Genomic DNA, 15643 nt, shown 5'->3' on the forward strand with positions numbered 1-15643 from the left:
TATATCTATCATCTTTTAAATATTGAATTGGACGGAAAAGCCTACGACAAAGGCCAGATAGATAAAAGCGACAAACACGAGCGAATAGATGATATTGAATTTCCACGTACGCTCAAATATAAAATTAAGAAAAACCACAAGCGCAAGCGCCCACAAAATAAATAATTTCGTAAGCTGCCACAAAATAAAAAATATGACGATGGCCGTTATCGTCAGTACGAGCATTTTAATATTTTTTTTTGTTTCTTCACTTGCAGCGGCAGACTGTGCTTTTTCGATCTTTTCACGGATGCTGCGAATCAGTAAAACGATGCCGAGAATCCCTAAAACGGATCCGAGCAGCACGGGGAAAAAACCGGCTCCCGGAACTCCGTCGGAAGTTTGCGCGTTAAAGCGCATCGTATTTTCCGCGAGCGTATAAACGACCACTCCGAAACCCAAAAGCGTTATCGCAATACCGGATATCGCATCACCCTTGCGCATAAACGGCGACCTCCTTTTCATACGATAAAAATCGCTCCCGAAAATACGGGAGCGATCGGCAAAGCATTATTTTTTGAGCAATGCGGGAATCAATTTTCCGTAATAGCTCAATTCTTTTGCGGCGGCGGCATCCATATCGGAACCGCTCAAATATGCGTGTTCAAAACCTTTCGATGCGAGCAGTTCTTTTACCGGCGCGGAATTAAGCGCAGCGGCGGACGCTTTTTCGAGGATACTCACGATTTCGGCGGGCGTACCCTTCGGAACGGCGAACGCACCCCATCCCTGAATCGCAATATCGATGCCTTTTTCGCGGGCAGTCGGTACATTCGGAACGACGGACGAACGGCCTTCGCCGAGAATTATTAAAACTCTCAGTTTGCCGTCGTTGACGAGGCTTTGCACTTCCGACGGAGAAACGGTAACCGCTTCGATATTGCCGCCGGCAAGAGCGGTTACGGCAGGGGCTGCACCTTCAAACGGAACGTGCGTAAATTTAACGCCGCATTTGTCTTCTACCGAAGCGGCCGCGACATGCCAGATGGATCCCGTTCCGGAATTTCCGACGCGAACTTTTCCCGGATTCGCTTTCGCATACGCGATAAAATCTTCAATCGTCTTCCACGGAGAATCCGCTTTTACCGTGACGGCCGACGGAATCGTCATCGCCCGTCCGATGAATTTGAAATCGTCGGTGCTCAAATCGGTGAGACCGAGTGCGCGGAGCATCGTCGATTCGACGGGCATATACGCGACCGTGTAGCCGTCGGCTTTTGCGTTTTTGACCCGCGTCAATCCCGTCGCTCCCGACGCGCCGGTGATATTGCTCACGGTGATCGTACCGGGGAGCGCTTTTTCAAGTTCCGACGCATAGATGCGCGCCGTCGTATCGGACGCGCCGCCCGCAGAATACGGAACGATCAGAGAAATCTGTTTGTTGCCGGGAAATTTGACACTATCTCCATTACCCAGAGCAAAGCTCCAAGAAATTACCGCTGCCGAAAGCAGACACAGTATTCCGATTCTTTTCATACTACCTCCATAAAAAGCCATATACCTCTACACCGTATTTGCAATTACAAATACGATGCAACTTCTTTTTTCAGTTCCGCAACCTGCTCGGCAGTCAAATCGAGAAGCGGTCGGCGCATGTATCCGCCGCGAATACCGCGCATCGTCAAGATATTTTTGAATATGGACATATTCGCGCCGCATTTCATAATCATCGCCAATTTCGTCGCTTTAACCTGCGCTTTCCGAGCCGCGGCAATATCGCCCGATTGAAACGCTTTATACACGTCAACGAAAGCTTCCGGAAACGGGCCCGAACAGCCGGACACCGTACCGTCGCAGCCGCACGACAGCGCGGGCAAAAAGAGATCGTCCGCTCCGGGGACAACCGAAAAATTTCCTCCGCGCACTTGCAGATATTCGTTTATCCGGCGCATATCGGCAAAACTGTATTTTACACCGACGACGTTTTTACACGCGGAAGCGATCTCTTCCATCGTCGCAGCCCCGATATCGTTGTGCGCAAGCTGAGGAATCACATATACATACACGGGAAAATCGTCCGGCAGCGCGGCGCATACCGTTTTATAATATTCGACCATAGCGCGGTCATCGACATGGAAGAACACCGGCGTAATGATGCCCACGCCGTCAGCACCGATGCTGTGCGCATGTTTTGCAAGGCGGATCGTACAGTCCTGACACATTGCGCCGACGTGGACGAAAACCGTTACGCGGCCGGCGGCTTTTTTGACGACGGTTTCGGCGACGAGTTCGCGCTCTTCGGCGGACATCGAAAACATTTCACCCGTCGTACCGCACGGATACAAACAGTGAATGCCTTTTTGAATTAAAAATTCGGTCTGTTCTTCAAGCGCCGCGACATCCACTTTGTTATCTTGCGTAAACGGCGTCGTCATAGCGGTAATAACGCCGTATAATTTTTTCATAGAACCTCCCATAAAAAACGGCTCGGCATTCAAAAGCAGCGACGATATTTCAGCCGCCGCTTTTGAACTTCACATGAAATCGATAAGTACGCAAAAGCAGCCTTCCCCGAAGAGAAAGCCGCTTTTACGTCATCACCTGCGCTTCAAAGCGCGTCCGAAACTTCAGCTTTTAGAACGGACGATCACTTACCCGCAGCTGCGTTCGTACCGGCGATGCGTCCGAATACGACCGTATCGGTCAGCGCGTTGCCGCCCAAGCGGTTCGCACCGTGTATGCCGCCGGTAACTTCGCCCGCCGCATACAAGCCCGGAATGATTTTTCCGTCGGTGTTGTACACGTGACAGCCCGTATCGATTTTGACGCCGCCCATCGTGTGGTGAACCGTCGGAACGCGGGGAGCCGCATAGAACGGCGGCTTGTCGATCGGCGTCGAATAAAGCGTACGACCGAACGCGTCCTTCGATTTATCGGCGACGTGTTTATTGAAATCGTCGAGCGCGGCTTTCAGATGATCGGCGGGAACGTTCATCGCTTTTGCAAGTTCTTCGACGGAGTTCGCCTTCACCGCGCGGCCGGCAGCAACGAGTTCGTTCGCGGATTCGTTGAAATTGTTTTTTTCGTCGCCCGTCGGATAGCAGTGCGAATCGAGTACGATCCACATATAGTTATCCGGCTGATGAAACAGCGCCATCGTCATCGTATCGCGCCTAGCGCCTTCATCGACAAAGCGGTCGCCGTTTTTATTGACAAAGATGCGGCGTTCGACATCCATTTCGATATTGCCGGAAAGGCTTCCCGTTTCGGGATCGCCGAGCGGCAGGAGCTGGATGTTTTCCATCTGCACGAGCTGAGCGTGAAGCGGTTCGAGCATGGCAAAAGCGTCTCCCGTCGAACTCGGCGGGTTCGTCGAAGGAATATTCGCGCCGAGCGTCGGCCATTGTTTGTTGTATTTTTCGCGCATTTCGACGTTGCGTGCAAAACCGCCGGTCGCAAGAACTACGCCCTTATTCGCGCGGAGCGTCACTTTGTTACCCGTTTCACCGATCGCATTGACGCCGACGACTTTACCGTTTTCGACGATAAAGCTTTCGCCCTTCGTATTGAGCATCACTTCGATGCCCTCGTGCGAATCGATATAGCGGTTATAGGTTTTGAAAAATCCCGTGCCGACGGGGTCTACCGGTTTATGCGCGCGAGGCCACAAACCGCCGGTTACCGTAAACGTGCCGGGCTTGAATTCCATGCCCATCGATTTGAGCCACTCGACGCCCTTCCATGCGTTGTCGGTAAGCGTGTGAATCAAATCGGGATCACCCTGCTTGTCGCCGCCCTCATAGGTCTGCTTGTAATGCAGCGCGACCGAATCCTTGTTCGCCTTAGCCGTTTCGCTGCCTTCATCGACCGCGTTGAGCGCGCCGCCGGCCATAATCGTATCGCCTCCGACGCGAGCCGTCTTTTCGATGATGATAACCGTCGCGCCGTTTTGATTTGCCTGAACGCCGGCTGCCATACCCGCTCCTCCGGCTCCGACGACGATAACGTCCGCCGTCTTTTCGACATCGGCCGCTTTCGTTTCCGCAGAAGAAGCGGTTGCTGCGTTAAGCTTTTCGACATTGACGCCTGCGCTTTTGAGCGCAGCATCCGCCGCCTGCATAATCGCGCGGCTCGTAATCGAACATCCGCCGATAACGTCGAGGTTCGTTTTTTGAGCAGCTACAATCTGCGCCGGAATCTTTTCGATTGCAGGATCGCTGATACCGGGCGTTTCGTTGTGCTTCGTTACCGTTACCGATTCGATTTTCGAAGCGGAAAGCTTTACCTGCACCGTGAGCGCCCCTCCCATACCAGTGCCTTCGCCGGTATAGGTTCCCGCTTTGAATTTGCTTCCGCCTCCGCAAGAAACAAAAAGCAACGATACTGCAAGCATCACTGCTGCCGTCCGCTTAAAAGCGAATTTCTTCATTTTTTCCTCCATAAACAAATATAAAACGTATTTGTAGATGCGCTTTACGACAGAACAAATCCCGCGTGTCCGCGCTTAGAACCGAGTTGACAGATTCAATTTCAAATTAAATAAAACGCGTCATCAGACTTCATATTAACACATCAATTCGTAAATGACAATGTTTCGAACGATTGACGCAAAATCCGGCGCTTACGCCAAAGCGCACAGTTCTTCTTTTGCCGAAAGCGCGCTTCGAGCGGCCGCATCGGCCATATCGGAAAGCGTAATCACCCCTTCATCCGCTTTTCGCAGGAGATCCGCATCATTTTTCCATGCACACAAAAGAGCGCGCGAAGAGTTGACGACGCCGCCGGCTTTGCCGAGAAGTGTTGCAGCCACACGCGCTTTTCCGCCCTGCGCTCCGTAACCGGGGATCAAAAAAAAGAGTTCGGGATACGCGTCGCGCAAAAAACGGGCATCGCTTTCTTCCGTACAGCCGACGACGGCACCGACAGGGGGACAGCATGCCGCGTCACAGCCCTGCCCGCATTCTTTCGCAAGCCGCTTGAGTTCCGCGCCGACGATACCGAATACGGCGCCTCCTTCTTTAAGCTCCCTTCGCTCGATGTCCGCCGCTCCGGGATTCGACGTGCGGAGCAAAACGAATATCCCTTTGCCCTTTTTGCAAAAATCTACAAAAGGTGAAAGCGTATCGAACCCCATATACGGATTTACCGTCGCTATATCCGTTTCGAAGTCGCCCGAAAAATGCGCGCGCGCGTATGCTTCCGCCGTATTCGCGATGTCTCCCCGCTTGATGTCCGATATAACCGACAATCCCGCAGCCCTCACCGCCGAAAGCGTTTTCGCATACGCGCTCATCCCTTCGACGCCCATCGCTTCGTAATACGCGATCTGTACTTTACAGCAGCACGCGCTTTTGTCGTCCGCGATTCGATTAATAATTTCTCTGTTGTATGCGAAAACCGCTTCAGCTTTTCCGCCGAATTGCCGCAAAACGCTTTCGGGAATATACGAGGGATCGGTGTCGAGTCCGACGCACAGCGGACCGTTTTTTTTCGAAAGCTCCCGCAGGCGCTCCATCGCATGTTTCACGTCACACCTCGATTTTGTGCTCCATAAGCCAACCCGTCGCTAAAAAATACACCGCGCCGAAAATCGCATAGCGCAGCGTATGATTCCACGAATAGCGCAGCACCGCTCCATAGAACGACGAGTCCCGCACCATATCGCTCACGTCGTTATCGAAGCCGAGCGTACCGATACGCATCGGAAAATAAAACAGAAAAAAGATGATTACGACGATCAAAAATTTATTCGGCTTTTTCGTGCGGATAAAAGCGGAGTACAGCGCCATTGCAAAATTGAACATCGCCTGCCAGCTCGCAAAAGAGATGACGCCCATTGCGCCGAATTGTACGAGTTCTAAAAAATGTTCGGCAAATGCAAAGCGGTACAGCTGCTTTATGCTCTCAACATAGGACATACCCGGATTGACCGAAAAGGGCAGATATTCCGAAAACGCGCCGTGAAAGAGCAGCCCCGCCGTCGGCGCCATAAACGACAGATACAACAGAGCCGGCAGCATATAGATGACGTATTCGGCAAGATTTACGAGCTGCCTCGCTCCGAGCTGCGCATAACTTCGTTCGGGCACAAGCAATGCAAGCCAGCCCGTATCGCCGAAAAGAATCGGCTGCATATTGCCGCTTCCGCGCACCAACGCATACAGCGGGATAATCCCCATACAGCAAAATCCGATAAAATACATTGTCATGCCGAAAAGCGAAAGATGATCCGACTTCGTCTGATACGCGATAAAATTGACAAGAACCGCGCCGAGCAATACCATCGCGATGACGGCGCTCGTATACAAAATGCGCAGGCGGCTCGCTTTCCATTCCTGTTTCAACGTCGCTTGCATCATGCTCACATCTCCTTAAACGTATCGATATACAGTTCGTCGATGTCCATACCGCGCCGGCTTTTCAGCACGCTTGCATCTTCATACAGCACGATTTCGCCCTTGCCGATAAAGCACACGTCGTTGAACATATGTTCGATGTCGTGCACGAGATGCGTGCTCACGATGATCGACGAAGAAGGATTGTACGTGTTGACGATAGCCGATACGATCCTTTCCCGTGCAACGGGATCGACTCCTCCGAGCGGTTCGTCGAGCAAAAACAATTTGGCTTTGCGGGAAAAACATAAAGTCAAATTCAGTTTTTCGATCATGCCCTTCGACATCTGCGAGACGGGAACGTTTTTTTCGAGACGGACGAAGTCGAGCATATCGAGCGCTTTGTGTACATCGAAATCGTCAAAGTAATCGCGGTAATAATCGAAAGCATCGAGCGCCGTCATGCGCTTGGGCATAATATTTCTGTCGGGTAAAAAAGACACGTACTTTTTGCTTTCAACGCCGACGGGGTTTCCGCATACACGCACTTTTCCGCCGTTCGCCTTTTGCAAGCCCGCGACGACTTTCAAAAACGTCGTTTTACCGCTGCCGTTCGGCCCCATAAGCCCGAGTATTCGCCCCGCTTCAAGCACGAACGAAATATTTTTAAGCGCGGGCTTCGCACCGTAACGCTTCGTCAGATTTTCTACAGTCAATATCGGTTCCATAGCTGTACGGACAGTATAGCGAATTTACGTGCGGTGTGCTATGACGCGCTTTGCAGATTCGGGAGAAAAATCCGGAAAAACCGTATTTTTCGAAAACACCGTTATACTTATTATATATCGATAACTTTACGATTAAGAATACGTACTAATTGACGAAACGCACCTGTAATTTCAAATCCGCTTTTATATAATTTTACAATTGCATCACCGTTTCTGTATCCCAATATTGCAGTCGTCAATCTTTTAAATTTTAAAATCAACTCATCTTTTGTAGCCGGTAAATCAGGGCCCCACGGTAATCCGCCTGTTTTTTCGACATAACTCCCGTCATCGAAGCGCACCGCAAGCGTAATCTGAAATCGCTCCGGAAATAATTTCTCCGCCTCATCGTCTTCTGCAATTTTTATCATATCCGCTGTTTTTCGAATAGCAGCACTTGTACGAAATGTATCTGAAAATTCCTCAATACCGCATCTGTGATGTAATAACATCGCTGCAAGCGTATACGGAATGCTGTATTGCGCTTTAACCGTTTGGGAATAATCACCGCGCGTATTATATAAATTAATAAACTTCGGTCCTCGAACAATAATCTGCGTTATATTTTTATTGCTGTTTTCCGCCAATATTTTTTCCAACAGATATAAAGGTGCATGAAGCCATCGACAACACGGATAGGGTTTAAAATAACTCTGCAGCAGCATATATTCTTTTCCCAAATTTGCAAGCGCATTTGCTCTCTTTTCATCGGAAAGCGGCCGTCCCGACAGAACGACACCGAGCCCGTCGACGGATTCAAATACATCGATATCTCCGCCGACATCGGTACGTGCCAACTCCATCAAGCGAATGCCGAGAAAATTCGGCCATCCCGAATACATACTTTTTATTCGGGCGCCGCTAACTGCCGTACTGTACGGACTTATCGAAGCCAATCCTCCATTCGCCAAACCCTTTGCAATCTGCTCAGAATTGAGTTTCATAATCTTGGCAACCCCGGCTGCAGCGGCATAAAAACCCATCGCTCCGGGAAAATGGATTTTATGTTCCAACATGGACTTCGAATATATCCTACTAATCCGCGTTCCGACTTCATAGGCACAGACGACCGCTGCAATAATATCCTTTTCGCTTGCTTTGTATTTTTCCGCAACTGAAAAGATCGCCGGAATAGACGAACTGCCCCAATGACCGGCAAGTGATACGCCGTCGTCATATTCCAGCGAATAACCGCAATACCCCATAGCCAAAGCAGCTTCATCGGAAGACAATCGTTTTCCTGTCCCCCACAGAGATGAATCTTTTCCGGCTGAATGTTCTATGGCAAATCTCAGTATTTTTTTATTATTAAAATCGGCAAGAGCGCCGTAGTAACATCCGATAAAGTCGAAAATGACATCATTTGCTTTTGAAATTACTTTCGGAGGTAAATCTTCATATTTCAGATTTGCCGTAAAATCTGCAAGAATGCTCAAAAGCGTGTCATTTCGCATAACAATTTCTCATTTTATTTTATACCCTGCACCGATTCCATTCATACTCTCATAAAAATGCGGAAACGAAACGGAACAACATTCTGCATTATTAATAACTATTGCGTATTCGGGAGGTAATGCCAACCCGCATACGGCAAACGCCATCGCAATACGATGATCATCGTAACTTTCAATACTTCCTCCGTGTATTCCTTGCCCTCCCATACCGTTTACTTCCAGATAATCGGTACCTTCCGTACAGATGACACCGAGTTTTGTCAGTTCTTTCCGCATCAACGTGATGCGATCCGTCTCCTTTAAACGACAAACGCCTATGTTTGTAAATTGAGAACGCCCGTGCGCAAATGCCGCAGCTATCGATAGAACAGGCAACGCATCGGGAAAATCGGATAACGATGCCGTAATTCCATGTAATTCATTTGTCGGATGAACAATTAACCGAGCGTTGACCGTATCCGTTTCGATGTGCGCTCCCATTTCATTCAATAAATCAATTATCGCTTTATCCCCTTGCGTAGATGACATATCGATGTTGTCGATCACAATTTCGGAATGAGTCAATATACCTGCAACAACGGGAAATGCCACACTTTCCCAATCGGATGGAATTGTTTTATCAAATGGCAAAAAAGTATTCGATCCTGTAATTTCAGACCATACATAATTTTCATGATCATATTCGACATGAACGCCGAGAGATTCCAGCCATCCGACAGTCATTTTAACGAACGGAATTTCTCCGGGATCGCTTAGCTCGATACGGGTAATCCCTTCCGTCAATGCTGCGGCCATAAGCGTACCGCTCACATGTTGAGATAAGGTACCTTTCAGACGCACAAGCCCGGAACGGATAGGCCCTTCTATAATCACCGGAGGAGCATCGATACCTTTTCTCGTTGCAAACGCTTTCGCTCCCAACTGCCTAAACCCTTGCAGTTCATCTTCCAACGGACGCTTACAAATTGATGCATCTCCTGTAATCACCGAATAACCGTGCAGCGTCGCTGCAATGCCTGCGCTAAAACTTAATAACGTCCCGCTGTTACCGACATCGATCACAAACGACGGTTGCGGCCATTTCGAACCGATTCCTTTAACAATCCATTCATTATTCCGCATATCGACGGAACAACCGAAATTCCGAATCATTTTTACGGCACTGAGACAATCTTCGCTGGCTACCGGATTGTATATGTGACTGGTACCGTCTGCAAGACCGGCAAAAAGACATGCGCGTATCGTATGACTTTTACTTCCGGGTACCGTAATTGAGCCTGTCAACGATGCTTTACTCGCTACTACCTGCATATAGTAAACCTCATTTTTCCGATTATTGCTTTAATTTTATCCGAACTTGCCAACAGCGAAACTAAAATCAAAAACGATAGAATAATTGTTATCGGATGAAAAAACATATTTCCGAAAGGATTATCCGAATTTCGAGAAAGCGACATCGCACGACGGAAATTGCTGTCCATAAGCTGGCCTAAAACCATTCCGAGAACGGTTGACGCAGGAGAATAATCATGCCGCTTCATATTTCTTTGTATTACAATATTGCAATGAATATTTCTTCAATCGATTCCTTCAGCTTGGACAGCTCTTTAAAAAATACGCGCGTTTACGAACACACGGCCGCGATATCGAGTTTTTCGAGATTCCGCTTTTTTTTCGCAGCGAGTATGACGGAGAGGCCGGCGGCAAAGAGGAAAACGAGTACGCACAGCGCACGCAGCTGTTCGGTCACAGGTACATTGAAGACAACGGCGATCGGGGCTGCCGCGAAAAATCCCAAGACGGCGGCAAGCACGGGAACGGCGAGCGACACAAAGCTTTGCCGCGCTTCGTCTTTTGCGGACAGGCCGATGCGCACTTTTTGTCCGGGCTTTACATCGAAGCGTTTCGTATTTGCCACGGTGATGTGGAGCGCGCATGCTTTGCAGTTCGCGTGACAGGTTGCGCACGCGCTGCCGTTTTCCGCAGGTGTTACGGTTACCGCGTCCGAGTCCGCTGCGGTGACGATGTACTGTGTATTCATTTCGGCGCTCCGTGTTTTTCGATCTCTTTCATACGCCTCGAACACTCCGCTTCGCCCTTTCCGTTTCCGAGTTCTTTGTACGTGTCGCGGAGATTGAAAAGCGCGTCGTAATAATACGGATTGAGAGATGCGGCGTGTTCGAATGCATCGCAAGCGGCGGTAAGCATTTGCCGGTTAAAGTAGATAACGCCGAGCGTGTTCCACAGATGCGGATTTTCCGGATTGTACGCGAGTCCCTCTTGGCAATAATAGAGCGCGGCGGCAAAATCGCCGAGCCCGAAACACACGAGCGAAAGCGCTTCGACGATCTCTTCATCGGTATAGTTTTGTGCATAGGCTTTTGTGAGCGCTCCGCGCGCATTCGCCAAATTACCCGCGTCGCGGTACGTGACACCGAGGTTAAACCATAAAAGCGAATTGTCGTTTTCTATCGTGAGGGCACGCACAAAGCATGCGATCGCTTCGGTGTAGTCTCCGTGCGAAGCGAGGATGATCGCCTGATTGTTGAGCTTTTCCGCGGTTTCGTTAAGCATGCATTTTCTCCCGTACATAATCCGATTCCTGTTTTTTTATCATTGAAGCGAATAAATCGATGATCAGCTGCGGCGTTTCGGCTTCGCTCGATGCGCCGTAAAGCGCGGCAAGTTCGGCGCTCTTTTCTCGAACGAGTGTTTTTCCTTTTTCAAATGCCCTTTCGACGGCGCCGCTTTGTTCGAGCAGCGAAATGCACGCTTCGACCGCCGGCGAATCGATGCCGTCTCTCTGCGCTTCGGCAAAAAATCGTGCGATGCGCGCTTTATCTCCGGGGTGCGATTCTATGTGCAGCAGCACCGGCAGACTTTTTTTCCCTTCGACGATGTCGTCGCCGCGTTTTTTGCCGGGGTTTCCCGTCGTGAGATTTTGCACGTCGTCGAGTATTTGAAAGGCCTCTCCGATTTCGGCGGCCGTCTTTCCGGAGCGCTCGATCTCTTCATCACTGCCGCCGCCGGCAAGCGTACCCGCTTTTGCCGCGAAGGAAGCGAGAGTCCCCGTTTTATTTTGCACCATCGCCGAATACTCTTCGATCGACGGAAAAAGCTCCCGATTTTTGTGCCACAAAATGTCGGCTGCCTGCCCGAGGTGGAGGCGGCGCACTTCGTTTGCGTAAAGCGCGTAGAGTTTTGCCTTTACTTCGGGGGAAACTGTGAGGCGGTCAACGCACACGGGCGCTTCGAAATAGAGCCACGAAGCCGCATTGAGCGCGGCGTCGATACCGTATGAGATGTGCGCTGCGGGCTTTCCGCGCCGCATATCGGACGAATCTTCGATATCGTCGTGGATGAGGCTTGCCGTGTGCACGAATTCGACGAGCGGAGAAAGCGAATACGTTTCGTCTTCGCTAAGCAGAGAACGGCTGCCGTAAAAAGCGCGCGCGTGTTCGGCGCACAGCACGAGCAAAAGCGGCCGCCAGCGTTTTCCTCCGAGCGTGATGAGACTTTTGCACGGATCGGTGAGGCAGTCGATGTGTGTGTCCCGAACGCCGCTTGAAAGAGAGCCGAAAGAGGCGAGCTTCCACGCCGCATCCGATGCAAGCGCGTTTTCGAGAGAAGCTTCGATCCGTGCAAGGCGTGAAGAAAATACGCTGTCCATACTTATAATATACAACATTAACGGAACGCAAACAACGCCTTTGTTCGGATACGCTTGCTCGGGGCAGAAAACTTCGCGCGCGTTGTAAGTCGCGCGGCGAACACATCTCTGTCAGCGCTTTATGCCTATGATTAAAAACACGGGAAATTCCTTTACGCTTCCCCGTACCGTCTTTGAATCGACATGAACGGTTTCGTTGTATATAATGCTTATCCCTCCTGCGCTCAGGTTTCCGGTTATAACGTTGCGCTCTATTCCGTTATGGGGCGCGACATCGGGATAATGAAAGCTGCCGTCTTCAACATCGAGATCGGAAAAGCAGATGTATCCGCCCGGTAAAAGATTTTCGGCCAAAGCGCGCACGGTTTTGCCCGTATCCGCTATATGGTGCATAGCCATCAGCGAAACGACGATATTGAACTTTTCGCTTATTGCGTTTTCGTTTACGTTAAGCGTTTTATAATTTTGTATGTAAAACCGGCCGGCTTTTTTACTAATTTGTTCCAGCATACCTTTTGACGTATCCGCAAAGGTAACGGTCTTTACTTTGTCGATAAAATTAAAACCCAATAAGCCCGTTCCGCAGCCGAAATCCAGCACCGTATCGGTATCGTTTATTGCGATGAGTTCCGCGATTTTGCGATATATTTTTTCGGCCCTTTTTACGCTTGCCTCATGAGCATCCCATTTTTCCGCTCTTTCATCAAAATACTGTGTATTCATGCAATTTTTCTTTTGCCGCAAATACATCTTACGGAGAAAAACGGCCAAGCCGTTTTTCTCTCATAGGAAACGCGCGAACGCCTATTGCCCGCCTTTACTTCGCTTTTTCAGGATGCCGGCTTGCGAGAAAGTTCGCGTACACGGCGCCTGAAATATTGTGCCACACGCTGAACACGGCTCCCGGAATCGTCGCGAGCGGATACTGTACAAAATGCGTCGCCGCAAGCGATGTCGCAAGTCCCGAATTCTGCATACCGACTTCGATCGAAAGCGCGCGGCACTTCGTCGTGTTGAGGCGGAGCAATTTTCCGACGCCGAATCCCGCCGCGTAGCCGAGCAGATTGTGAAGCACGACGACGATGACGACTAAAGCGCCGACCGTTTTGAGGCGCGCGGAATTTGCGGACACGACGCTTGCAATAATCATGATGATCGCAACCGTCGAAATAAGCGGAAGAATGCGCACGATCGCGCGCGTTACTTTTCCGAAAAAATAATTGCACACCAAACCGAGTGTGATCGGAAGGAGCACGACTTTTACGATCGACAAAAACATCGCGACGGCATTGACATCGACACGCTGACCCGCGTACAGGAGCGTCAAAAGCGGCGTCATAAACGGTGCAAACAGCGTCGACACAGCAGTCATGCCGACCGACAGCGGAACGTCACCTTTTGAAAGATAAGTCATCACGTTCGACGAGGTACCGCCGGGACAGGTGCCGACGAGGATAACGCCGACGGCGATTTCCGTCGGCAAATTAAACGCTTTCGCCAAAAGAAAGGCGATAAGCGGCATGAGCGTAAACTGCGCGGCAAAACCGATGATGATATCTTTCGGCCGGCTGAACACGACTTTAAAATCGTCCATCTTGAGCGTAAGACCCATGCCGAACATGACGATGCCGAGCAGCCAATTTATCCAGCTCGTTTTAATCCACAAACAGGTCTGCGGCGCAAACAGCGCAAGAGCGGCAACCGCAATGACGATGAGCGCCATCCATTTACCGAAAAATGTGCTTACCTTTTCGAGAAATTCCATACAAGTACATCCTTTACGTGCTTTTAAATATTTTAATTATATTAAAGTATTTTAGCATAAATTAAACAGCAATGTAAAGTAGAATTCATAGATTTTTCAGTTCAATGATACGCCTTAAAGTCTCACCACGGAGTTTCGCCCCTCTGCAGCAATCGTTTCGGATGTTATTCGTTTTACATGCAGCGTTCAACGCACGCTTCGACATCGTCCATAGATGCCGTCGGCTCGAAACGTGAGACGACGGTGCCGTCCCGTGCGATGACGAACTTCGTAAAATTCCATTTGATGTCGGGATTGTCTTTGTAGCCGCTGTCGATTTTTGCAAGCAACGCGTCCAGTTTCGCAGCCGTTTTTCCGTCGCCGAAACCTTCGAATTTCTTTTGCGTTTTCAAATACGCATAGAGCGGTAACGCGTTCGACCCGTTGACGTCGGATTTTTTCATCTGCGGAAATTTTGTGTCGTAATGCAGCGTACAGAATTCGCGGATATCTTCGTCCGTACCCGGCGCTTGTCCGCCGAATTGATTGCACGGCACATCGATTATTTCCAAGCCCGAGTCGTGATATTTTTCGTACATCGCTTCGAGTTCTTTGTAGTGCGGCGTAAATCCGCAGCCCGTCGCCGTATTTACGATGAGCATCACTTTGCCTTTGTAATCGCCGAGCGAAATATCGTTTCCGTTCGCATCCTGTACCGAATAATCATAGATCGTCATTTTACACCTCCGTAATCAAAGATATTTTTCAATTTCATTTTCCCGAACAGCCGATATATATCGAAATCCGCGTCGAAAAACCGTACGATTTACGCGCCCCGTTTTTTCGCATCGAGATAGCTTACCGCAGAAAGAGCTGCGATCGTCCCCTCACCCGCCGACTTGCTGTACTGATACGGCGGACCGACGAGATCGCCGCACGCAAAGCAGCCGGCGACGCTCGTTTCCATGCGGCGGTTTACGCGCACGTGGTTGTTGTCGACTTCGATGCCCGATACGAGCCGGCTCGGAGAAATCGCTTCGCGCAAAATAAAGACGCCGTCCGTGCGGATCTTTCCCGCGTCGGTTACCAACGCTTGCACGGAAGTATCGCCTTCGATCGATTTCGGCACTTCGCGCACGATTTCGATTTTATCCGACACGCGCACATCTCCTTTGTACATCGGAATATAATACGTTTTCGCCGCAAGGTCAGCGAGGAAATTCGCTTCGCTCTCTTCATTCGCGCCGAACGCGATTACGGCAACTGTTTTATTTTTATACAGCGGCGCGTCGCAGGTGGCACAGTAGCTTACGCCTTTGCCGAGAAAGCGCTCCTCTCCCGGATACGGCTTTGCCGCGACGACGCCCGTCGCCAAAACAAGGGCTTCCGCTTCGAGCATGCCGATCGACGTCTGTAAGCCGAAATAAGTGCCCATCGGATATACCGCCTGCACGCGCGCTTCCGTAATCTCGATCCCCATCGCATCGAGGTGGGCATAAAACGCCTTTTGCATATCGCTTCCGGTAATATTCGGCAAACCGAGATAATTTTGTACCGCATGCGCTTTTTCGATTTTTTCGCTTAAACGCTTGCTGCCTAAAAGCACGAAATTTTTATTGCGGATTTTTGCGGTGAGTGCGGCGGACAAACCTGCCGGCCCCGTCCCGATTATTGCGATGTCGTATCGTTCCATG

16 protein-coding genes are annotated in these 15643 nt (G+C 50.1%); all 16 read right to left on the reverse strand.

The window, feature by feature from the left end; genetic code table 11:
- Positions 1–15: 15 nt before the first annotated feature.
- Positions 16–483, reverse strand: a complete 468-nt coding sequence (locus HMPREF0860_RS10650; RefSeq protein ID WP_021331610.1) for a tripartite tricarboxylate transporter TctB family protein — start codon at positions 481–483, stop codon at positions 16–18.
- Positions 484–549: 66 nt separating this feature from the next.
- Positions 550–1515, reverse strand: coding sequence for a tripartite tricarboxylate transporter substrate binding protein (locus HMPREF0860_RS10655; protein ID WP_021331612.1), 966 nt, complete (start codon positions 1513–1515; stop codon positions 550–552).
- Between the two features lie 44 nt (positions 1516–1559).
- Complete coding sequence (locus HMPREF0860_RS10660; RefSeq protein WP_038082435.1) at positions 1560–2444, reverse strand: dihydrodipicolinate synthase family protein; 885 nt, start codon at positions 2442–2444, stop codon at positions 1560–1562.
- 182 nt (positions 2445–2626) lie between these two features.
- Entirely contained in the window at positions 2627–4408 is a 1782-nt protein-coding gene (locus HMPREF0860_RS10665; protein WP_021495774.1) for a flavocytochrome c, read from the reverse strand.
- A gap of 192 nt (positions 4409–4600) precedes the next feature.
- On the reverse strand, positions 4601–5506 hold the full coding sequence (gene pyrF / locus HMPREF0860_RS10670) for an orotidine-5'-phosphate decarboxylase (protein ID WP_021331614.1): 906 nt from the start codon (positions 5504–5506) through the stop codon (positions 4601–4603).
- A gap of 1 nt (position 5507) precedes the next feature.
- Positions 5508–6338: a hypothetical protein gene (locus HMPREF0860_RS10675; RefSeq protein WP_021331641.1), complete on the reverse strand. Its 831-nt coding sequence runs from the start codon at positions 6336–6338 to the stop codon at positions 5508–5510.
- A 2-nt stretch (positions 6339–6340) separates the two neighbouring features.
- Positions 6341–7042: an ABC transporter ATP-binding protein gene (locus HMPREF0860_RS10680; RefSeq protein WP_021331625.1), complete on the reverse strand. Its 702-nt coding sequence runs from the start codon at positions 7040–7042 to the stop codon at positions 6341–6343.
- Positions 7043–7152: 110 nt separating this feature from the next.
- Positions 7153–8535 (reverse strand): MmgE/PrpD family protein, encoded by a 1383-nt coding sequence (locus HMPREF0860_RS10685; protein WP_021331620.1) that lies wholly within the window; start codon positions 8533–8535, stop codon positions 7153–7155.
- A gap of 9 nt (positions 8536–8544) precedes the next feature.
- A complete protein-coding gene (gene aroA, locus HMPREF0860_RS10690) occupies positions 8545–9846 on the reverse strand; it encodes a 3-phosphoshikimate 1-carboxyvinyltransferase (RefSeq protein WP_021495772.1) in 1302 nt (433 codons plus the stop codon).
- A gap of 313 nt (positions 9847–10159) precedes the next feature.
- A complete protein-coding gene (locus tag HMPREF0860_RS10700; RefSeq protein ID WP_021331615.1) occupies positions 10160–10576 on the reverse strand; it encodes a SoxR reducing system RseC family protein in 417 nt (138 codons plus the stop codon).
- Entirely contained in the window at positions 10573–11109 is a 537-nt protein-coding gene (locus HMPREF0860_RS10705; protein ID WP_021331631.1) for a tetratricopeptide repeat protein, read from the reverse strand. The genes HMPREF0860_RS10700 and HMPREF0860_RS10705 overlap by 4 nt, the downstream gene beginning before the upstream one ends.
- Positions 11102–12205 (reverse strand): polyprenyl synthetase family protein, encoded by a 1104-nt coding sequence (locus tag HMPREF0860_RS10710; RefSeq protein ID WP_038081953.1) that lies wholly within the window; start codon positions 12203–12205, stop codon positions 11102–11104. Before HMPREF0860_RS10710 ends, HMPREF0860_RS10705 begins: the two co-directional genes overlap by 8 nt.
- Before the next feature lie 111 nt (positions 12206–12316).
- Positions 12317–12928, reverse strand: a complete 612-nt coding sequence (locus HMPREF0860_RS10715) for a class I SAM-dependent DNA methyltransferase (RefSeq protein ID WP_038081955.1) — start codon at positions 12926–12928, stop codon at positions 12317–12319.
- Positions 12929–13022: 94 nt separating this feature from the next.
- Positions 13023–13970, reverse strand: a complete 948-nt coding sequence (locus HMPREF0860_RS10720) for a bile acid:sodium symporter family protein (RefSeq protein WP_021331599.1) — start codon at positions 13968–13970, stop codon at positions 13023–13025.
- 173 nt (positions 13971–14143) lie between these two features.
- Positions 14144–14686 carry a glutathione peroxidase gene (locus tag HMPREF0860_RS10725; RefSeq protein WP_021331638.1) on the reverse strand — a complete coding sequence of 181 codons (543 nt, stop codon included), beginning with the start codon at positions 14684–14686 and terminating at the stop codon, positions 14144–14146.
- An 89-nt stretch (positions 14687–14775) separates the two neighbouring features.
- Positions 14776–15642 (reverse strand): NAD(P)/FAD-dependent oxidoreductase, encoded by an 867-nt coding sequence (locus tag HMPREF0860_RS10730; RefSeq protein WP_021331627.1) that lies wholly within the window; start codon positions 15640–15642, stop codon positions 14776–14778.
- Between the last annotated feature and the right edge of the window lies 1 nt (position 15643).

The organism is Treponema socranskii subsp. socranskii VPI DR56BR1116 = ATCC 35536 (assembly GCF_000468115.1).
GTDB lineage: Bacteria > Spirochaetota > Spirochaetia > Treponematales > Treponemataceae > Treponema_D > Treponema_D socranskii.